The organism is Aeromicrobium sp. Leaf289 (genome assembly GCF_001423335.1).
GTDB lineage: Bacteria > Actinomycetota > Actinomycetes > Propionibacteriales > Nocardioidaceae > Aeromicrobium.
The window spans coordinates 670,840-691,133 of sequence record NZ_LMNK01000002.1; the positions used below are offsets into that span (position 1 = coordinate 670,840).

Genomic DNA, 20,294 nt, shown 5'->3' on the forward strand with positions numbered 1-20,294 from the left:
CCTGGACTCGAGTCGCACGCCACGCACGTCGGGGCGAACTCTTGGTACGCTTGCGTACCCAGGATGGTACGCGTGTGTACCGATGTCAAGCGGACTTCCAGGAAGAGCGGGTGGGGGAACGGTGCAGGACCAGGACGCGAGCCTCGCGAGGACGGCCGACATCGCGCAACGGATCCTCGCCGGTCTCGAGGACGTGCTCGCCCGGCGTCCCTTCGGCGAGATCGCCGTGGCCGACATCGTTGCCTCGGCGGGCATGTCCAAGCGAGCCTTCTACGAGGTCTACCCGCACAAGGCGGCGTGCCTCATGGACCACGCCGACCGCTTCCACACGAGCTGGGTGGAGGAGCTCGAGGCGCGGGTGCTCGACGCGCCGGACCGGTTGGCCGGCGCGGAGGTAGCGGTCCGCGCGTTCCTCACGCAGACCCACGAGCGGCCGTTCCTCGCCCGCGCCCACCTCGTCGACCTCTACAACCTCGGCCCCGAGGCGATCGCGCTGCGTCGGCAGGTGAAGGGTCGCTACGCCACCATGCTGCAGCGTCTCTCTGCCGCCGACGACGGCACCGAGAAGGTCGAGCTCGACGGGGAGACCGCCCTGCGGATCATCGGTGCCATCGACGACGTGCTGATCGCCCTGGCCTTCGACGACGTGGACGACGCGGAGTTCGAGCGTCGCGCCCAGTCAGCCGTCGCCCTCGTCCGCGCCGTGTTCGTCGGCCTCTGGGTCGAGCAGGAGTGGGGCCCGATCGACCTCAACCGACTCGCCTCGGGCGCGGCGCCGGACGCTAGTTGACCTGGCGCTCCTGACCCTCCCAGAACTCGGCTCGCAGCTTGAACTTCTGCAGCTTGCCGGTGGCGGTGCGGGCCAGCTCCTCGCGGAACTCGATGCGCTTGGGGCACTTGTAGCCGGCCAGGTGCTCGCGCGTGTGGGCGATGAGGGCGGCCTCGTCGACGCCGGCGTCGGGATCGACCACGACGAGTGCGGTCACCAGCTCGCCCCACTTCTCGTCGGGGATGCCGATCACGGCCACCTCGCGCACGGCGGGGTGGGAGGCGAGGGCGTCCTCGACCTCGATCGAGGAGACGTTCTCGCCGCCGGAGATGATGACGTCCTTCTTGCGGTCGGCGATCGTCACGTAGCCGTCCTCGAACGCGCCGCCGTCACCGGTGTGGAACCACCCGCCGGCGAGCGACTCCGCGGAGGCGTCGGGATTCTCCCAGTAGCCCTCCAGCACGGTGTTGCTGCGGGCGAGCAGCTCGCCGGAGTCGTCGACGCGGATCGACGTCGACAGCGCGGGGGCGCCGGCGCGGCCGAGGTTGCGGGCCTGCTCGGTGGGATCGAGGTCGTCCCACTCCTCGCGCATCCGGCTCATCGTGAGCAGCGGCGCGGTCTCGGTGAGGCCGTAGATCTGGATGAACTCCCAGCCCAGCTCCTCGCGCACGCGCTCGATCGTGCGGGTGGGCGGCGGGGCCCCGGCCACGACGCAGCGCACGCGGTCGCGACCGGTGGGGCCGTCCCAGTCCTTCAGTGCGTCGAGCACGGCGGACAGCACCGCGGGGGCGCAGCACAGGTACGTGACCTGGTGGTCCTCGATGCGGCGCAGGATCTCGGCGCCGTCGACCTGGCGCAGCACGACGTGCTTGGCGCCCATGCCGGTGACGCCGTAGACCTGGCCCCAGCCGTTGCAGTGGAACATCGGCAGCGTGTGGAGGTAGACGTCGCGGTCGCTGACGGAGGCCTGCCAGCCGAACACGGTGGCGTTCGTCCAGAGGGCGCGGTGCGTCTGCTGCACGCCCTTGGGTCGTGCCGTGGTGCCCGACGTGTAGTTGATCGTGGCGGTGGCGTTCTCGTCGGGCTCCCACGCGCGAGGCTCGGCGCCGTGCTCCGGCCGCTGGCCGGTACCTTCCGCCGCCCGCTGCCCGGCACCCCCGCCGGGGGCGGGGCTCCAGCCCCACACCGCCTCGTCGTCCTCGCCGACGACGAACACGTGCTTGGCGCCCGAGCAGGCGTCGCGCAGGTGCTCCAGGCCCGGGTCGAGGATCACGACCTCCGCGCCGCTGTGCTGCACGATGTACTCCACCTCGGCCGGCGCGAGCCGGAAGTTCACCGGCACGAACACGCGCCCCCAGCCGGAGACGCCGAAGAACGACGTGTACAGCCGGGCGGCGTTCTGCGACACCATCGCCACGCGACCACCCACCGGGACGTCGAGCTCGTCGAGGCGCGCGGCCTGCGCCTGAGCGAGCCGCATCACCTCGGCGTACGTCAGCTCACCCCATGACGCCGCAGGCTGGTCCGGCTCGTCGACGACCGCCACCCGGTCGGGGTAGACCGTGACGGCGCGGTCGAGGAAGTCGCGGATGCTGAACGGGACGATCACGAGGGCCTCCAGAGCGTATGACGCGGGTCACGCCCATCATGCAACGCCCGGTGTTGCACCGCCGTCGCAGGTCACCGGACCCGCGTCCTGGACACTTCCGGGTCACGGACCCGGGTCGGAACGCCCCGGACATGTCCGAACCGTTCAGCGGGCCGCGCGCCACTCGTCGGCGAGGAGGGCGTAGCCGAGGGTGTCGACCCAGCCGAGGTCGCGGTGGAGACTGTCACGGACGCCGTGCAGCTCGCGGCGCATGCCGACGCGCTGCATGAGGCGCCACGACGGTTCGTTGAGGGCGAAGCACTCCGCCCTGACCCGGCGCACGCCGAGGTCCTCGAAGCAGATCCGCAGCAGCTCATCCACCGCCTCCGTCATGAGGCCGCGACCGTGGTGGACCGGCGACAGCACCCAGGCGAGCACCGCGACGGAACCCCGAGCCTGCTCACGGACGTCGCGCTGGGCCCAGGCGTCCTCCACCACCAGCATCATGTCGCCGACGACGGCGCCCTCGATCTCGACGGCCAGCGAGTGCGGGAGGTCCTGCTCGGTGAAGTGGGAGGCCATCACCTCCTCCCGCGAGCGGGCCGGACGCCCGAGCCAGCGACCGACGTCGGGGTCGGACCGGTACGCGAGCACCGCGTCGACGTCGTCGACGGTGAGCGGACGCAGCGTCAGGCGCGACGTGCGCCGCGGCCAGGCGAGGTCAGCCAGGCGCGGGCGGATGATCTCGTCGTCGGGCACTCAGCGATCGTAGGGGTAGAACCCGTGGCCGGACTTCTTGCCGAGCAGGCCCGCGTCGACCATGCGGTCGAGGACCGGGGGCGGGGAGTAGAGGGGCTCCTTGAACTCGTCGTACATCGAGACGCCGATGGCGCGCACGGTGTCGAGACCGATCAGGTCGGCCAGCGCCAGGGGGCCCATCGGGTGCCCGCACCCGAGCACCATGCCGGAGTCGATGTCGGCCGCCGAGGCGTACCCCGCCTCGTACATGCGGATCGCCGACAGCAGGTACGGCACGAGCAGGCTGTTGACCACGAAGCCGGCCCGGTCGGTGGCCTCGATCGGCTCCTTGCCGAGCGTCTCGGAGACGAACGACTGCATGCGCTGCAGCGTCTCGGGGCTCGTGGTGAGCGACGGGATGAGCTCGACCAGCTTCATGACCGGTGCCGGGTTGAAGAAGTGCACCCCCATCACGCGGTCGGCGCGACCCGACACGGCGCCGAGCTTGACGATCGGGATGGACGACGTGTTCGACGCGAGGACGGCGTCGTCGGACTCCAGGAGCGAGCCGAGGGTGCGGAACAGCTCGAGCTTCGTCTGCTCGTCCTCGCTGGCGGCCTCGACCACCAGGTCGCGGTCGGCCAGCGCCTCCAGGTCGGCCGTGAACGTGACCCGCTCGAGCGTCTCCGCGACGTCCTCGGGCGTCATCTTGCCGCGCTTCTCGGCCCGGCGCAGCGAACCCTCGACCCGCTCCGCGGCACGCTTGGCGGCGTCGTCGTCGACCTCCACCGTGACCACGGACAGGCCCGCGCGGGCGCCGACCTCCGTGATGCCGGACCCCATGAGTCCGCCCCCGACGACACCCAGTCGCGCGATCGTCATCGTCTCTTCCTCACCCTCGATTGCTCGGACGTCCAACGATCTCCAGCGTACGGGACGCCGACGTGCGAACGTGAGGCGACCCTCAGGTGTGATGCAGGCGCGTGGTGCGGCCGGACGAGCGGGGTCGACGTGGTGGGATGGGGCCATGCGTGCACGTCGTCCGGCCCTGCTGGCCCCGATCCTGGCCGTCGCGGTGCTGACGGCGGGCTGCAGCGGCGACGACCCCCAGCCCGCCACGAAGCCCACGGCGACCCCCTCGCCCACGGCCAGCGGCCTGCCGGCGGGAACGCCCGTGCCCGAGCTGCTCTCCGGGGTCCGGTGCAACCCCGACGACGACGGCGTCTGGGCTGCGGTCGGCGTCGTCTCGAACCCCACCAAGAACCCGGTCAGCTACCAGGTGAGCGCCCAGGTGGGGCCGGCCGACGGCGCGGGACCGGCCACCACCCGCCGGCTGGTCGACGTCGCCGCCGGGACGAAGGTGCGGTTCAGGCTCGACGAGATCCCCACGTCCTCGCCGGACGGCCCGTGCCACCTGCAGCTGCTCGCCCTCCAGCCCGACTGACCCCGGACGCGGCACGAGGGGCCGACCGCGTGCGGCCGACCCCTCGTGCTCGGGCCTGCGTCAGGAGCGGGCGATGCTGACCATGTCCTCACGGGGCACGACCTTCACGCGCTCGCGCTCGTGCTCGTGGGCCTCGCCGAGGCCCATCTCGTGGGCGTCGAGCTTCTCCCAGCCCTCCCACGTCGTGTACTCCAGGCCGCGCGAGTCGAGGTAGGCGTCGACGGACTGGGGCTCCGGCTGCGCCGCCTGGGCGAGCGTGGGAGCGTCCTCGAGCAGCATCGAGATCGTCTGGGCCGCGTCGGACTTGGTGTGGCCGATGAGGCCGACCGGTCCGCGCTTGATCCAGCCGGTGACGTAGGCACCCGGCAGGGCGGAGCCGTCGATCTCCACGACCCGGCCGCCGTCGTTGGGCACGACGCCGGCGGTGATGTCGAAGGGCAGGCCGGGCAGGTTGTCGGAGTAGTAGCCGACGGCCCGGTAGACGGCCTGGACCGGCCAGTCCACGAGCTCGCCCGTGCCGCGGACGTTGCCCGTGCCGTCGAGCTCGGTGACCTCGGTGCGCAGACCCACGACCTTGCCGTCCTCGCCGAGGATCTCCACGGGGTTCTGGCAGAAGTGGATGTGGATGCGGTGCGGGGCGCCCGTGGGCTCCTTGGCCAGGTAGTTCTGCAGCACGTCGACGACGAGCTTCTGGCTCTTCGCGGCCCGGATCGCCTCGAGGGAGCCCTCGTCGAGCTCGAAGCCCTCGGGGTGGACGATGACGTCGATGGTCGGGGAGTGGCTGAGCTCGCGCAGCTCCATGGGCGTGAACTTGACCTGCGCGGGACCGCGGCGCGCGAACACGTGCACGTCCTTCGTCACGTTCTTCTTCAGGCCCTCGTAGACGTTGTCGGGGATCTCGGTGACCAGCAGCTCCTCGGCCGTCTTGGCCAGGATGCGCGAGACGTCGAGGCCGACGTTGCCCACGCCGAGCACCGCGACGGACTCCTGGTGCGGCTGGAAGGGCCACTCGCGGTCGACGTCGGGGTGCCCGTCGTACCAGTACACGAAGTCGGCGGCACCGTGCGAGCCGTCGAGGTCGATGCCGGGGATGTCGAGGTCGCGGTCGCGGCGCGCACCGGTGGCGAACACGACGGCGTCGTAGAACTGACGCAGGTCGTCGAGCTTCAGGTCGTCGCCGAACGCGACGTTGCCGAAGAAGCGGATGTCGTCGTTGGCCATGACGCGCTTGAGCGCCTTGACGATCTCCTTGATGCGCGGGTGGTCCGGCGCGACGCCGTAGCGGATCAGCCCGAAGGGCGTGGGGTCGCGCTCGAGGAGGTCGACGCTCGCGCCCTCGAAGGGTGCGGGGACCTCGGACTTGGTGAGGATGTCGGCGGCGTAGACGCCGGCGGGGCCGGCGCCGACGATCGCGACCCTGAGCTTCCTGCTCATCAGTGTGACTCCTGGGGGCTTGCGGGCACACCGACCGGATCATGCGGTGTGCATGAGGCCATCCTAAGTTCTCCGCACCAACCCTGCGCAGTCGTCCGCGGTGCGAGATCGCCCACGTCGAGCGCGGCCGAGCCCGGCGAGTCGTCCGGTGATCGGGGGCTCGGCTCGCCCGGTCAGCGGAAGCGACGACCCTCGTCGCGGCGGAACGCCCAGACGGTGACCGCGCCGGCGGCCAGCGTCCAGCCGAGCAGGACCAGCAGCTGGGTGGCCTCGCCGCCCGACCCCGTCATCGACGAGACGACGAGGTCGCGCGCCGCTCGGGTGGGCGTGGCCTGCGAGGCGGCGTCGAGCCACGACGGGAAGGTCTCGGGCGGGACGAACAACCCGCCCAGGAAGGCGAGCGGGAACAGCACGATCTGGGCCACGGCCAGCGCGGCCTTCGGGCGCAGCGAGTACCCGATGGCGAAGCCGATCACGAGGAACGGGACGCCGCAGGTCAGCAGCGTCAGCCCCACCCATGGCAGGCGAAGGAGGGGGACGTCCGCGTCGGTGAGCAACGTCGAGATCACGGCGACCGGCAGCAGGCCCAGGGCGCTCAGCACCACGCCGGTGACGATCCGGGCCACCAACGGCGCCACGGGGCCGGCGGGGAGCGACCGAATGAACGTGTCGAAGGGTCGCTGCCGGTCCTCGGCGATGCCGGCGCCGTAGGTGAACAGGCAGACCGACACGATCGAGAAGAGCGCGATCTGGCCGGTGGCGGCGGTCGCTGCGGACGGGTCGCCCGCGACCGCGCGCTGCGGCACGACGAAGCACAGCAGCACGAGGGCCGGGAAGGCCACGGTGCTCACGATGACGATCGGCTCGCGCAGCGCCTCGAGGACGGACAGCCGGGTGTGGGCGAGGGTGATGCGCAGCGCGGGTGCGGTGCGTCGTGGTGCGGTGGTGGTCGTGGTCATGGGGTCCCCCGTGGACGCTGGATGGGCTGGGTGGGTCAGGCGGCGGTGAGGTGGGTGAAGGCGTCCTCGAGCGAGGCGCCGCGGACACGCAGTCGGGCGAAGTCGGCGGCGCCGTCGACGAGGGCACGGACGACGAGGTCGGCGTCGCGGGCGAGGACGACCACCTGGTCACCGTCGACCTGGACGTCCACCACGCCGTCGAGCTCGGCCACGCGGCCCGTGGTGCCGGACCAGGAGAGCCGGTCCACGTCGACCCGGCCGAGCACACGCTCGAGGGTGTCGTCGACGAGCACCCGGCCCTCGGCCATGACGGCCACGCGGTCGGACAGCTCCTCGACCTCCTCGAGGTGGTGGCTGGTCAGCAGGACGGCCACGCCGTCGTCGCGGTGGGCGCGGATGCCCCGCCAGAGAGCGTGCCGGGCGTCGACGTCGAGCCCGGTCGTCGGCTCGTCGAGCAGGACCAGGGCGGGGCGTCCCACGAGGGCGAGCGCGCAGGCGAGGCGTCGCTTCTGCCCACCGGACAGGCCCCCGCACCGCCGGTCGGCGAGCTCGGCGATGCCGAACCGGTCCAGCGCCTCCAGGGTCGGGAGCGGGTCCGCGTGGTGGTCGGCCACGAAGCGCACGACCTCCGCGGCGGTGAGGGACTCGGGCAGTCCGGTCTCCTGGGGCGTCACGCCGATCACGGCACGGTGTGCCGGCCGACGGGGGTCGAGCCCGAGCACGCGGACCGTGCCGGTGTCGGGCGTGCGCAGCCCGGAGACCATCGACAGCAGCGTGGTCTTGCCCGCACCGTTGGGTCCGAGCAGGCCGACGACCTGCCCGGCACGGACCTCCAGGCTGACGTCGTCGACGGCGGGTCGGTCGCCGAACGAGCGGCTGACGTGGTCGATGGTCAGGACGGGTGTGCTGGTCATGAGTCCCCCTGGATGAGCTGACGGAGCGTGCGGGTGTAGGTCTCGAAGGCCGTGCGGCCCGTGTCGGTGAGGCCGACGTAGGTGACGGGGCTGCGTCCGTTGATGGTCTTGGTCTGCTCGACGTAGCCGGCGTCCTCGAGCTTGCGCAGGTGCGTGGAGAGGTTGCCGGCGGTCATGCCGAGCTCCTTCTGCAGGCGGGGGAAGGTGAGCGTCTCGCCGGGCTCGAGCACGGCCAGGAAGGCCGTGACCCGGAGGCGGGCCTGCGCGTGGATGACGGGGTCGAGCTCGCTCACGGGCGCCCCGCCCGGTCGCGTGCCGCCGCCACGGTCGCGACGGCGAACCCGCCGCCGCCGAGCACCGCCATGGCCAGGTACAGGTGTGCGCCGCCGATGAAGGAGGCGATCCCCACGGTGACCGCGATCCAGCCGCCGAGGACGAGCTGGCGTCGGTCGCGCAGGGCCGCGCCGGTGCCCATGTAGAGGCACGCGACGACGAGGCACGGCAGGCCGTTGTAGACGATGGCCGCGGCGTCGCCCTCGATGCCGGCGCGTCCGATCGCGCCAGCCGTGAGGCTGCTGCCGATGAAGCCGAGGGGCCACGCCCAGCCGAGCATCGCGTTGGTCTCGGCGTCGGGCCCGCCGGTACCGCGCGTCCGGCCCTCGATGTGCGCGACCGTGACCACGATGGCGGCCACGATGAGCACGCCGAAGACGATCGGTCCGGGCAGTCCCGGCTGCCCCTCCGGGCCGGCCCACACGAACAGGGCCAGGTAGCCGACGCCCCAGGCCAGCGCCCAGACGCCGTAGACCACCCGTTCGTCGACGCGGACCGAACGTCGGGCGCGCTCGCGCTCGGACTCGATCAGCGCCCAGCTCTCGGCGAGGTCGGGGGTGCGGTCGTCGTCGGTCATGATGCGTCCGCAAAGCAGTTTGTCATGCAAAGTAGTTTGCACGGACCCGTGGAGAAGGTCAAGACCGTGCGGGGTCCCGGGTGCTGTGCTCCCGCTGTGGAGTGCGTGAGGATGGAACCTCGCGGAGGTCGGGTCCGTTGGGCTGGTTGACGACGCAACCACATCCGCGTCCCAGCCCGACTGACTGGAGAGACCCATGACCCTGCGCCGCCACCAGAAGGCCCTCCTGGCCCTGACGGCCACCTCGACCCTGCTCTTCACCGCCGCGTGCGGGAGCGACGCCGACTCCGACGCCGGCTCGTCCTCCTCGAGCTCGGCCACCAGCGAGGCCTCCGACGACAGCGGGTCGTCCGAGGCTTCGGGCGACTACACGGCCGGCACCTACGAGGGCTCCGGCAGCTACTCCAACCCCGGCGGCACCTCCGAGGTCGACGTCGAGATCACCCTCGGCGACGGCGGCGTCATCGACGACGTGACGGTCACGCCCAAGGCGTCCGGCACCTCGAAGCAGTACCAGGAGAAGTTCGCCGGCGGCATCGCCGACGAGATCGTCGGCAAGAACATCGACGACATCGACGTCTCCAAGGTCGCAGGCTCGTCCCTCACGTCGGGCGGCTTCAACGAGGCCGTCGACCAGATCAAGTCCGAAGCCCAGGCCTGAGCCCCACCGGGGTCCGACGCATGGCGACCTGGACGTTCGAGGCCATCGGGACGCGGTGGGCGGTCGACACCGCGCAGCCGCTGGCTCCGGGTGTCCAGGTCGATGTGCTCGCCGTCATCGAGCGGTTCGACCGGGCGTGGTCGCGGTTCCGCGGCGACTCCGTGGTCACGGCCATGTCGCAGCAGGCGGGGACCTGGCGCGACGTCGAGTCCGCCGCGCTCCTGCTCGACCTCTACGACGGCCTGCACGCCGCGACCGACGGTGCGGTGACGCCCCTGGTGGGCCGCTCGCTCGTGGCGCTCGGCTACGACGCCGACTACTCCCTCAGGCCCACCGGTGCCGACGCGGTGCCCGAGGACTGGGCGGCGCTTCGGCGTGACGGCGCCGTCGTGGCCGACGTCGACGGGACCGTCCGCACCGACCGTCCGCTGCTGCTCGACGTCGGGGCGGCAGGCAAGGGCCTGCTCGTCGACCTCGTGGCGGTCGTGCTGGAGAACCGTGGGCTGAACGCGTTCACCGTCGACGCCAGCGGCGACCTCTACCACCGCGGCTCGGCGCCGATCAGGGTCGCGCTGGAGCACCCGGCCGACCCGACGAAGGCCATCGGTGTCCTGGAGCTGGAGCCCGAGCAGGCCCTCTGCGCATCTGCGGTGAACCGTCGGACCTGGGGCGACGGCCTGCACCACGTGGTCGACGGTCGCACCGGTCTCCCGACGGACGACGTGGTGGCCACGTGGACCCTCGTCGAGCACTCCTGCATGCAGGCCGACGGCCTGGCCACCGCGCACTTCTTCGCCGATCCCGAGGTCCTGATGGACCTGCACCCGCACCACTTCGTCCGCATCCACGCCGACGGTCGCGTCCTGCGGTCGCCCGACCTCCCTGGGGAGCTGTTCACATGACTCGAAGCACGACGGCGCGGTCTCGTCCGAGCATCGACGGGCTCCTCGGCCGCGTCACGATGTACCGGCTCGTCACGATCGTGCTGGCCGTGGTCGCGGCGGTGTACGTGGTGTTCACGGCGACCGGCGTGATCGAGGGGCTCTCCACCGTCGGCAACCTGGTGGCGCTCGCGGTGCTGCTGGTCGCCTCGGTCGGGTCGAACCGCCTGCTCGGCGTCGTGTGGCGCCTGAAGCCGCACGACGAGTCGGCGGTGATCACGGCACTCCTGCTGTTCTTCCTGTTCGCCCCGCTCCCCGAGGCGGCCGGGGGCGACGGCGCGGGCGTCGGCGCCGCGAACCTCGCCTGGCTCGCAGCCGCGGCGGTGCTGGCGAACGCCTCGAAGTACCTCCTGGCCTGGCGGGGGCGGCACGTGCTCAACCCGGCCGCCGCCGGCGCGCTGCTCGTCGTCGTCGTGCAGTGGGCGGTGGGTCGGGAGTCCAGCATCAACGCTTTGTGGCAGACCGCGGCCACCGAGGCGCTGGCCCCGTTCGTCGCCGTGGGCGCGCTGCTGGTGCTCTGGCGGACCCGTCGGCTCGACGTCGGCCTGGTGTTCGCGGTGGTCGCGTTCGCCCTGGTGCTGGTGGGTCTCACGGCGGGCTTCGGCACGCCGTTGTCCCAGGCGTGGCAGACGGCGCTGTACTCCTACCCGATCCTGTTCATGGCGGGCTTCATGGTGAGCGAGCCGCTCACCCTGCCGCCACGGCGCGGGCAGCAGCTGGTCGTGGCCGCCGTCATGGGCGTCTTCCTCGGCTTCCCGACGTTCGCGTCGGTCCTCGACGTCACCCCGCCCACGTGGGGGCCGCTCTCGATGACGCCGGAGCTCGCGATCGTGCTGGGCAACGTGGTGGCGTTCGCCTTCGCCCGGCGGACCGGCGTGGTGCTGGAGTCCGCGGGCGCGCGTCGGCTGGCCGGCGACACGTGGGAGGTCACCTTCCGCCCCCGCCGCCGGGTGCGTTTCGAGCCCGGCCAGTACCTCGAGCTGCACCTCCCGCACGCCGGTGCCGACCGCCGCGGCGTGCGGCGGGTGTTCAGCATCAGCTCGCCCCCGCAGTCCGACGACCTGCGCATCGCGATCCGGGTGCCCGAGCCCGCGTCCTCGTTCAAGCGGGCGCTGGTGGACCTCGACGCGGGACAGCGGGTGCGCGCGACGGGGGTCCACGGAGACTTCGTGTGGCCGCGCGACGCGAGCCGACGCGGCGGGAAGTCGCTCCTGCTCGTGGCCGGCGGCATCGGGGTGACACCGTTCCTGAGCCAGCTGCGCTCGGGCGAGGCCCGCGACGTGGTGCTCGTCTACGGCGTGCCCGACGGCGACGCGGTCCCGTACCGCGACGAGCTGGTGGCCACCGGCGTGCGGGTGGTGCTGGTCTCGCCGGAGCCCCCGGGCGACCTGCCCGACGGCTGGGTCCACGTGGCGGCCCCGTTCGTCACCGGCGAGACGATCGACGAGGCGGTGCCCGACGCGGCCTCGCGCACGGCGTACGTGTCCGGCCCGCCCGCGATGGTCGCCGGCGTCCGGTCCGCCCTGCGTTCCCGCTGCGCGGGTGTGCGGACGGACTACTTCTCGGGGTACTGACCTGCGGCTGCGCCGACGTCGGCTCCGGGTGGACCTGCGGCTGCGTCGGCGCGGCGCTCGGCCGAGAACGCCGGTTTCGGACAGTTGTGGGGCGGTCGAGGGGTCCCGAATGCCCCGGAAGTGTCCGAAACGGAGGCCGCGGTCCGAGGACTCGCCCGCGTCGCTGGTGCCGCCCGGTCGAGGCCCTTTCGGAGGCCGCCGCGACGACGACCGCAGCCGACGCAGCCGCAGGCCGAGGCTCGCCCGAGCGGTCCGCGACGACACTGCGTTTCGGACAGTTCCGGGGCGGTCGAGGGGCCCGGAATGCCCCGAAGGTGTCCGAGACGGATGGACTCCAAAGTTGAGTGGAATGGACTCAACTCTCATGATGTTGTACCTGATGTACGGCGAACCGCGCCGACGGAAGGACGCACCAGGAGCAGCCCATGGACCTCTCGAACCTCACCACCCGCAGCCAGCAGGCGCTGGCCGCCGCGATGCAGCAGGCCGCAGCCGCCGGGAACCCGGCCATCGAGCCGGCTCACGTGCTCACGGCCCTGCTCGCCCAGGACGGCGGCACCGCCGCACCCCTGCTGCAGGCCGCCGGCGTCGACGTCGCGGTCGTGAGGTCCGAGCTCAAGGCAGCGGTCGACGCGCTGCCGTCCGCATCGGGCACCAGCGTCCAGAACCCCGGGCTGTCCCGCAGCACGCACGAGGTGCTGCAGCGCGCCGCCGACCTCGCCGCCGAGCTGGGTGACGAGTACATCTCCACCGAGCACCTCGCCGTGGGCGTCGCCACCGTCGCCTCGTCCGCCAAGGACGTGCTCGCCGCGCACGGCGCCACGCCCGACGCCCTCGGTGCCGCGTTCGAGACCGTCCGGGGTGGGGCCCGTGTCACCAGCGCCGACGCCGAGGACACGTACCAGGCGCTCGAGAAGTACGGCGTGGACCTGACGGCCGTGGCCCGCGAGGGCAAGCTCGACCCCGTCATCGGCCGCGACGCCGAGATCCGTCGGGTCGTGCAGGTGCTGAGCCGTCGCACCAAGAACAACCCGGTGCTCATCGGCGAGCCCGGTGTCGGCAAGACGGCCGTCGTCGAGGGTCTGGCCCAGCGCATCGTCGACGGCGACGTGCCGGAGTCGCTCCGCGGCCGTCGGCTCATCAGCCTCGACCTCGGCGCGATGGTGGCCGGCGCCAAGTACCGCGGTGAGTTCGAGGAGCGGCTCAAGGCCGTGCTCGAGGAGATCAAGGCCTCCGACGGCCAGGTCATCACCTTCATCGACGAGCTGCACACCGTCGTGGGCGCCGGCGCCACCGGCGACTCCGCCATGGACGCCGGCAACATGCTGAAGCCGATGCTGGCGCGCGGCGAGCTGCGCATGATCGGCGCGACCACGCTCGACGAGTACCGCGAGAACGTCGAGAAGGACCCGGCGCTGGAGCGTCGCTTCCAGCAGGTGCTCGTCGGCGAGCCGTCGGTCGAGGACACCATCGCGATTCTGCGTGGTCTGAAGGAGCGGTACGAGGCCCACCACAAGGTCGCCATCGCCGACGCCGCGCTCGTCGCGGCCGCGGCTCTCTCGGACCGGTACATCCCCGGTCGCCAGCTGCCCGACAAGGCCATCGACCTGGTCGACGAGGCCGGGTCGCGCCTGCGCATGGAGATCGACTCCAGCCCGGTCGAGATCGACGAGCTGCGCCGCGCGGTGGACCGCCTGCGCATGGAGGAGCTGCACCTGCAGAACGAGAGCGACGACGCGAGCCGCGACCGCCTCGACAAGCTGCGTGGCGAGCTGGCCGACAAGCAGGAGACCCTGCGGGCGCTCGAGCAGCGGTGGGAGAGCGAGAAGCAGAGCCTGAACGCCGTCGGCGAGATCAAGGAGCGCATCGACGAGGTGCGCATCGCCGCCGACCGCGCCCAGCGCGACGGCGACCTCGAGACGGCCGCGCGGCTGCTCTACAGCGAGATCCCCACCATGGAGGCGCAGCTGGCCGCGGCCCAGGAGGCCGAGTCGGCGCGCGAGTCCGGCGACGGCGAGGACCGGCTGGTGAACGAGGAGGTCACGGCCGACGAGATCGCCGAGGTGGTCGCGGCGTGGACCGGCATCCCCACGGGCCGTCTGCTCGAGGGCGAGACGGGCAAGCTCCTGCGCATGGAGGACGAGCTGGGCAAGCGGCTCATCGGCCAGCGCGAGGCGGTCACCGCCGTCTCCGACGCGGTGCGACGCAGCCGGGCCGGCATCGCCGACCCCGACCGCCCGACCGGGTCGTTCCTGTTCCTCGGTCCCACCGGCGTCGGCAAGACCGAGCTGGCCAAGACGCTGGCCGAGTTCCTGTTCGACGACGAGCGCGCGATGGTGCGCATCGACATGAGCGAGTACGCCGAGAAGCACGCCGTCTCGCGGCTCGTCGGTGCCCCTCCCGGCTACGTCGGCTACGACGAGGGCGGCCAGCTGACCGAGGCGGTCCGACGTCGGCCCTACTCGGTGGTGCTGCTCGACGAGGTCGAGAAGGCGCACCCGGAGGTCTTCGACATCCTCCTGCAGGTGCTCGACGACGGCCGGCTCACCGACGGGCAGGGCCGGACGGTCGACTTCCGCAACGTCATCCTCATCCTCACCTCGAACCTGGGCTCGGCGTTCCTGGCCGACCCGGCGCTGGACGACGCGGCGAAGAGGAGCGCGGTGATGGACGTGGTCAAGGCCTCGTTCAAGCCGGAGTTCCTGAACCGACTCGACGAGATCGTGACGTTCGAGCCGCTGGGCACGGCAGAGCTGACGCACATCGTGGACCTGCAGCTGGCCTCGCTCGGTCGACGCCTGGAGGCGCGGCGCATCACGCTCGACGTGACCGACGCCGCCAAGGAGTGGCTGGCGCTCACCGGCTGGGACCCGGCGTACGGGGCCCGTCCGCTGCGCCGGCTCGTGCAGCAGGCCATCGGCGACCGGCTCGCGAAGGCGCTGCTGGCCGGCGAGGTCCGCGACGGCGACACGGTGCGGGTCGACCGCGAGGTGGGCGCCGACGGGCTCCCCGTCGACGCGCTCTCGGTGCGGGCCGGCTGAGGCACTCGACCCCCGCCGCGGCCTGGCCGCGGCGGGGGGTTAGGGTGGGGCCCATGGCAGACCGCCCGCCGAGACCTCAGGCCCTGACCCTCACCTGCATCTTCGTGGGCGTGGGGTCGGCGCTCCTGCTCGTGAACCTGGTCTCGACGTTGTCGTCGTGGGGCTCCATCGAGCTGCAGGACGCGGTGCGCGAGGCGCTGGCCACCGAGCCGCTCAAGGAGGCCGGGATCGGCCTCGACCAGGCTCTCGACGCCCTTCGGTACGCCGCCTACGTCGGCGTCGTGCTCACGGCCTCCGGAGCCGTCTTCGCGCTCTACGCCGCCCGAGGTCATCGGACGTCGCGGATCATGCTGACCATCCTGTGCGGCCTGGCGTTCCTGGTCTTCGCGGCGATCGGGCTCCCGGGACTGCTCCCGGCCGCCTTCGCCGGCGTGTGCGGATGGTCGCTGTGGACGGCCGAGTCGCGGCGCTGGTTCGACCAGGTGAACGGGCGGGCCGTGCCCGCTCTCGCGACGGCCACCCGCACCGGCGCAGCGGATCCCTTCGCCGCCGTGCCGCCGTCGTCGACGCCCGAGGCAGGGGCTCCTGCGGCCTTCCCGTCCGACGGCGAGCAGTCCGCGACCCCCGCCCCGTCGCACCCCGTGCCGTCGCGCCCGGCCTCCGCCGCTCGACCGCGATCGGTCACCGTCGCCGTGGTCACCACCGTCGTCTCGTGCGCCGTGGTCGGCTTCTTCGGCCTGATCGCCCTGCTGGTGTCGACGATCGGAGCCGACGCCTACCGGTCCGCGCTCTCCGAGCCCGGGATGGCGCAGGACTGGCTCCGCTCCGCCGGGGTCGACGCCGACCAGGTCATCGGGCTGCTGCGTCTGTCGTCGACGGTCTGGCTCGTGCTCAGCGCCGTCGGCCTGGCCGCCGCGATCGCCACCGCCAAGCGGATGTCTGCCGGCGTCGTCGCCCTGAGGATCGTCGCGGCCCTGACGGTCGGCGTGTCCGTCTTCTTCCTCCCGCTCGGCATCGTCACGGCTGCGGCGGCCGTCGTCGTGGTCGTGCAGCTGCGTCGCCCCGACGCGCGCGCCTGGCTCGCACGGGCGTGACCGGGCTCACTGACCCCCTCGTCGGGAGGCGGCCCCCGGAGCGGCGCGAGTAGAGTCTGAGGCATGAGCAGCAACGTCGTTCCCGCCCGCAAGCGCCCCCACGTCGTCGTGGTCGGAGGCGGATTCGGAGGCCTGTCGCTCGTCCGCAAGCTCAAGCGCGCCGACGTCGACATCACCCTCATCGACCGGCACACCTACAACACCTTCCAGCCGCTGCTGTACCAGGTCGCGACCGCGTCGCTGAACCCCGGCGACATCACCTGGTTCCTGCGTGCGGTGCGCGCCGACCAGAAGAACGTGCGCTTCGTGAAGGGCATCGTCACGAACATCGACCACCAGGCCAAGGTGCTGAGCCTGCACGGCGAGGTCTCGGTGACGTACGACTACCTGGTGCTCGCCAACGGCGTCACCACCAACTTCTTCGGCACCCCCGGTGCGGAGGAGTTCTCGCTCCCGCTCTACAAGCGCTCGCAGGCGCTGCAGGTGCGCGACCGGTTGTTCGAGAACCTCGAGGAGTTCGCGATCAACGGCCAGGACGAGGACCTGCGCATCATCGTCGTGGGCGGCGGTGCCACGGGCGTCGAGACCGCCGGTGCGTTCGCGGAGTTCCGCAACAACGACATGCCGACCACCTACCCCGAGCTGGACCGCGCGCGGATCCACGTCACGCTGCTCGAGATGGCTCCGAACGTCCTGGGCCCGTTCGACGAGAAGCTCCGTGCCTACGCCGAGAAGTCGCTGCTCAAGCGCGACGTCGACCTGCGGCTGAACACGGCCGTCAAGGAGGTCCGCGAGGACGGTGTGGTCGTCGAGACGGACGGCCACAGCGAGTTCCTCTCGGCGGGCATCGTCGTGTGGGCCACGGGCGTCACGGCGCACCCGACGGTGCTCGACTGGGACGTGCCGCAGGGCCGCGGCGGCCGCATCGAGGTCGACGAGCACCTGCGCGTCAAGGATCGCGCCGACACGTTCGCCATCGGTGACATCGCGATCGGCCCCGACCCGCTCCCGCAGCTCGCGCAGCCCGCGATCCAGGGCGGCAAGCACGTGGCCAAGCTGATCAAGGCCGAGCTCAAGGGCAAGGCCGACCGGGTGAAGCCGTTCAAGTACTCCGACAAGGGCACCATGGCCACGATCGGCAAGTCGTCGGCCGTCGCGGAGATCACCTACATGCCCAAGCTCACGGGCTTCCCGGCCTGGATCATCTGGGTGGCCCTGCACATCGCGACCCTGCTGGGCAACCGCAACCGGTTCGCGACGCTCATCAACCTGTCCAGCAAGTACCTGTTCTCGGGCAGCCACAACGCGATCGTCGGCGAGACGCCCTACGTCGTGTCCAAGCACAAGCTCGAGATCACCCCCCTGGAGAAGCAGAAGGCCGAGCGCCGCGTGCTCGAGCGCAAGGCCGCGTCGCAGCGCCAGTCCTGACCCGCCCCGTCTCGCAGATTCCCAGGTCGACCTGGGAATCTCCCACGGCGCATGGGATTCTCACGCCTGCTCGGGTAGCAACCCGTGCAGGCGTGAGATTTCCGTGACTCAGAGGTCGAGGGCGGTCCGCGCCTCGACCAGCGACGGTCCGTACCAGGTGAGCAGCCGGCCCGACACGAGCCGCGTCGGCGCCGACGTGAACGCCTCGGGACCGTCGTCGGGTCCGAACACGTAGGGCTCGTCGGGCAGCAGCACCAGGTCGACGTCCGGGCTGTCGACGTCGGCCAGCTCGACGTGCGGGTACCGCGAGGTCGGGTCCGGCGCCGCGCCGACCGACACCGTCCACCCGAGCCGACGCAGCAGGTCGGCGGTGAAGGTGCGGGGGCCGACGACCATCCACGGGTCGCGCCAGATCGGTACCACCACGGTGCCGCGCGTCGCCGGGGCCGGCGCCTCCCACGCAGCCGACGCCGCGCCGAGCCAGTCGGGCACACCCCACCCGAGCGCGTCGTCGAACAGACGTCGCAGCGACCCGAGCGCCTCGTCGACGGTCTCGATCCGGGTGACCCACACGGGCACGCCGGCCTCACGCAGACGTCGGACGTCGAGCTCGCGGTTCTCCTCCTGGTTCGCCACCACCAGGTCCGGTCGCAGCCGTTCGATCGCGGCGCGGTCGGGGTTCTTGGTGCCTCGCACACGCGTGACGTCGAGGTCGGTGGGGTGGGTGCACCAGTCGGTGGCGCCCACGAGCGCCTCGGGGCGGGCAGCGGCCAGACCTTCGGTGACGGACGGCACGAGGCTCACCACGCGGCGCGCCTCGCGGGGCACGTCGACGTCGTGGCCGAGGTCGTCCCTCATCGGCGGATGCCGAGCCCTCCGCTGAGGGGGAGCGCCCAGTCGGTGCGGTCGGTGGCGATCGCTGCGTCGAGCAGGGCGGCGATGTCGTCGGGGAAGGGCGTCGGTCGACGGGTCGCGAAGTCGACGTGGACCGAGACCGCCTCCATCACGCAGGACAGCTCCTGCCGGGTGTGGTTGGTCATCAACGCCGCGGCGTGCAGCACCTTGTCGCTGCGGTCGACGATGACCACGCTCACGCCGATCCGGTCGCCCTCGAGGGACTCGCCGAGGTAGCGCAGGTGCTGCTCCGCGGTGAACGTGGTGAGGCCCCGCTCGGTGATGTAGGTGTCCGGCATGCCCAGCTCGTCCTGGTGGCGGGCCCAGAGCGCGTGCCCGCCGAACGTGAAGTAGTGGCCGATGTTCATGTGGCGGTTCTCGTCGAGGTGCTCCGGCCCCACCACGTGCTCGTGCACCGTCGGGAGGGCTGCGACCTGGGCGTAGGTGGGGTGCGTCGTCACCTGACCGACCGTATCGGGCGCCGGGCGCGACGAACCCCGGGGCCGCAACGTCGGTCGCGGCACCCGGGGTCGGTCCGGCTCAGCGGCCGAGGCCCTCGCGGTCGACCTTGCGGTGGAAGTGCATGCCGGCCAGTCCACCGAGCATGGCGCCGACGAGGGCGGCCGCGACCACACCGACGAGGAGCACGACGGCGGCGAGGCTCAGGTCGGACAGGTCGCTCGGGATGCGCGGGAAGGCGTTGAGCTGGTCGAGGACGTCGTAGCGGGTCCCGGCCACGGCTCCGAGGACCGCGACGACGATCGCGGCGACGACGGCCCACGCGAAGACCGCGATGCCCTGTCGGATGCCGTCGAAGCGCGCCATGCGGCCGGCCACGTAGCCGCCGCTGTAGTAGGACACGAGGACGGCCACGAGGACCAGCGCGACGCCGGCCCAGCCGATCTCCTCGGCCGAGAGTCCCTGGTCGGCGGCGGCGTCGGTGACGTCGGCGCCCGACACCAGGCCGACTCCGGCGCCGGCCGCGGCGACGAGGGCGGTGAGCAGCACGGTCATGCCGGTGGCGGTGACCCAGCCGAAGAACGCGCAGACGATCTTGACCCCGCCGAAGCGCTCCTTCTGCCGCTCGACGACCTCCTTGCGGTCGACGACCGGGGTGGCGCGGTCGCTGTCCGCGGTCGTGTCGGCGTGCCTCGGCTCGGAGGCGGCGGGCTGGTGGTCGTGCGTGCTCATGGCGAGCTCCTTGTCATGGGGCCAGGTCGACGACCGAAGGCGTGGTCACGAACGTAGACCGGGTCCCGGGGCGGCGCGACTCGATGAGCGCGCCGCCACCGTCCCGATGATCAGGACCTGGGCGGGGGAGTGCGGTGCTCGCCCGGCGTCTCGAACGGGTCCGGGTCGACGGCGGGTCGATCGGTCACGCCGTGGTCGTCCGCGACGTGGGAGCCGTGCGTCGTCGGGTCGGCCGGCGCCTCGGTGCTCGGGGTGAGGGGCGCCTCGTCGACCGGGCTCTGGTCGGTCGCTCGGTGGTCCCGCCCGGCTTCGGGCACGTCGGGGTCCAGGCGATCGGCCTCGGCGAGCCGGTCGTCGGCGGCGCCCTGCACCTCGGTGGCCTCGTTCTCCAGGTCGACGGCGTGGCGCTCTAGGCGCTCGGCCTCCAGGCGTGCCTCGTCGGCGTCGGCCCGCGCCACGGCGGCGCCGGCCTCGGTGTGCTGCGCGGCCACGGCGGCCTCACGCGCCTCGTCGCGGAGCGTGCCGGCCTTCTGCCGGTCCCGCTGCTCCTGCTCGAGCCGGTGGCGGCGCTTGGCCTCGGCGCTCTTGCGGGCGACCGACACCACCACGGCGAGCAGCAGCAGTGCCACCACGACGGCGACGACGATCCAGATCCAGGTGTCCATCTCGATTCCCTCCGAGTCCGCGGCCGCACCGTCGGGTGCTGGGGGGCCA

General features: G+C 72.1%; 20 protein-coding genes. 8 read left to right on the forward strand and 12 right to left on the reverse strand.

From position 1 onward, the window contains the following. Positions 1-121 precede the first annotated feature (121 nt). On the forward strand, positions 122-790 hold the full coding sequence (locus ASF37_RS07165) for a TetR/AcrR family transcriptional regulator (protein WP_055962947.1): 669 nt from the start codon (positions 122-124) through the stop codon (positions 788-790). On the opposite strand, the gene ASF37_RS07170 is transcribed toward ASF37_RS07165, so the two are convergent. The 3 genes from ASF37_RS07170 to ASF37_RS07180 form a co-directional block, all read right to left on the reverse strand. Next, positions 783-2,378 (reverse strand): AMP-binding protein, encoded by a 1,596-nt coding sequence (locus ASF37_RS07170; protein WP_055962950.1) that lies wholly within the window; start codon positions 2,376-2,378, stop codon positions 783-785. The two genes, ASF37_RS07165 and ASF37_RS07170, sit on opposite strands and share 8 nt — an antisense overlap. A 144-nt stretch (positions 2,379-2,522) precedes the next feature. Next, complete coding sequence (locus ASF37_RS07175) at positions 2,523-3,116, reverse strand: GNAT family N-acetyltransferase (RefSeq protein ID WP_235499967.1); 594 nt, start codon at positions 3,114-3,116, stop codon at positions 2,523-2,525. After that, positions 3,117-3,977 carry a 3-hydroxybutyryl-CoA dehydrogenase gene (locus tag ASF37_RS07180; protein WP_055962953.1) on the reverse strand — a complete coding sequence of 287 codons (861 nt, stop codon included), beginning with the start codon at positions 3,975-3,977 and terminating at the stop codon, positions 3,117-3,119. A gap of 145 nt (positions 3,978-4,122) precedes the next feature. On the opposite strand from ASF37_RS07180, the gene ASF37_RS07185 reads away from it, so the two are divergent. Beyond that, entirely contained in the window at positions 4,123-4,539 is a 417-nt protein-coding gene (locus ASF37_RS07185; protein ID WP_056579684.1) for a hypothetical protein, read from the forward strand. Between the two features lie 60 nt (positions 4,540-4,599). On the opposite strand, the gene ASF37_RS07190 is transcribed toward ASF37_RS07185, so the two are convergent. The 5 genes from ASF37_RS07190 to ASF37_RS07210 all read right to left on the reverse strand — a co-directional run bounded on the left by ASF37_RS07190 (position 4,600) and on the right by ASF37_RS07210 (position 8,756). Next, entirely contained in the window at positions 4,600-5,973 is a 1,374-nt protein-coding gene (locus ASF37_RS07190; protein WP_055962959.1) for an FAD-dependent oxidoreductase, read from the reverse strand. 173 nt (positions 5,974-6,146) lie between these two features. Beyond that, positions 6,147-6,932, reverse strand: coding sequence for an ABC transporter permease (locus ASF37_RS07195; protein ID WP_055962965.1), 786 nt, complete (start codon positions 6,930-6,932; stop codon positions 6,147-6,149). Positions 6,933-6,967: 35 nt separating this feature from the next. Next, positions 6,968-7,846: an ABC transporter ATP-binding protein gene (locus tag ASF37_RS07200; protein WP_055962968.1), complete on the reverse strand. Its 879-nt coding sequence runs from the start codon at positions 7,844-7,846 to the stop codon at positions 6,968-6,970. Further along, a complete protein-coding gene (locus ASF37_RS07205) occupies positions 7,843-8,139 on the reverse strand; it encodes a transcriptional regulator (protein ID WP_055962972.1) in 297 nt (98 codons plus the stop codon). The genes ASF37_RS07200 and ASF37_RS07205 overlap by 4 nt, the downstream gene beginning before the upstream one ends. Beyond that, a complete protein-coding gene (locus tag ASF37_RS07210) occupies positions 8,136-8,756 on the reverse strand; it encodes a hypothetical protein (protein WP_056579686.1) in 621 nt (206 codons plus the stop codon). The genes ASF37_RS07205 and ASF37_RS07210 overlap by 4 nt, the downstream gene beginning before the upstream one ends. A 196-nt stretch (positions 8,757-8,952) precedes the next feature. Between ASF37_RS07210 and ASF37_RS07215 the strand changes: the two genes are divergently transcribed. The 6 genes from ASF37_RS07215 to ASF37_RS07240 all read left to right on the forward strand — a co-directional run bounded on the left by ASF37_RS07215 (position 8,953) and on the right by ASF37_RS07240 (position 17,495). Continuing rightward, complete coding sequence (locus tag ASF37_RS07215; protein WP_200931190.1) at positions 8,953-9,417, forward strand: FMN-binding protein; 465 nt, start codon at positions 8,953-8,955, stop codon at positions 9,415-9,417. 20 nt (positions 9,418-9,437) lie between these two features. After that, on the forward strand, positions 9,438-10,319 hold the full coding sequence (locus ASF37_RS07220; protein WP_056579687.1) for an FAD:protein FMN transferase: 882 nt from the start codon (positions 9,438-9,440) through the stop codon (positions 10,317-10,319). Beyond that, positions 10,316-11,932, forward strand: a complete 1,617-nt coding sequence (locus tag ASF37_RS07225; protein WP_056579689.1) for an FAD-dependent oxidoreductase — start codon at positions 10,316-10,318, stop codon at positions 11,930-11,932. Before ASF37_RS07220 ends, ASF37_RS07225 begins: the two co-directional genes overlap by 4 nt. A gap of 425 nt (positions 11,933-12,357) precedes the next feature. Then, complete coding sequence (clpB, locus tag ASF37_RS07230; protein WP_056579691.1) at positions 12,358-14,973, forward strand: ATP-dependent chaperone ClpB; 2,616 nt, start codon at positions 12,358-12,360, stop codon at positions 14,971-14,973. Positions 14,974-15,026: 53 nt separating this feature from the next. Next, a complete protein-coding gene (locus tag ASF37_RS07235) occupies positions 15,027-16,067 on the forward strand; it encodes a hypothetical protein (RefSeq protein WP_056579693.1) in 1,041 nt (346 codons plus the stop codon). A gap of 63 nt (positions 16,068-16,130) precedes the next feature. Next, on the forward strand, positions 16,131-17,495 hold the full coding sequence (locus ASF37_RS07240) for an NAD(P)/FAD-dependent oxidoreductase (RefSeq protein ID WP_055962987.1): 1,365 nt from the start codon (positions 16,131-16,133) through the stop codon (positions 17,493-17,495). Between the two features lie 108 nt (positions 17,496-17,603). Here the strand turns inward: ASF37_RS07240 and ASF37_RS07245 are convergent, their stop codons facing one another. From ASF37_RS07245 to ASF37_RS07260, 4 genes are all read right to left on the reverse strand, one after another. Beyond that, positions 17,604-18,353: a helical backbone metal receptor gene (locus ASF37_RS07245; RefSeq protein ID WP_056556509.1), complete on the reverse strand. Its 750-nt coding sequence runs from the start codon at positions 18,351-18,353 to the stop codon at positions 17,604-17,606. Beyond that, the gene (locus ASF37_RS07250) at positions 18,350-18,850 is read right to left on the reverse strand and encodes a thioesterase family protein (protein ID WP_056556506.1); all 501 of its coding nucleotides are present in this window, start codon (positions 18,848-18,850) and stop codon (positions 18,350-18,352) included. The genes ASF37_RS07245 and ASF37_RS07250 overlap by 4 nt, the downstream gene beginning before the upstream one ends. 79 nt (positions 18,851-18,929) lie before the next feature. Next, a complete protein-coding gene (locus ASF37_RS07255) occupies positions 18,930-19,580 on the reverse strand; it encodes a hypothetical protein (protein WP_056579695.1) in 651 nt (216 codons plus the stop codon). A gap of 110 nt (positions 19,581-19,690) precedes the next feature. Continuing rightward, the gene (locus ASF37_RS07260) at positions 19,691-20,245 is read right to left on the reverse strand and encodes a hypothetical protein (RefSeq protein WP_056556501.1); all 555 of its coding nucleotides are present in this window, start codon (positions 20,243-20,245) and stop codon (positions 19,691-19,693) included. Positions 20,246-20,294: the final 49 nt, after the last annotated feature.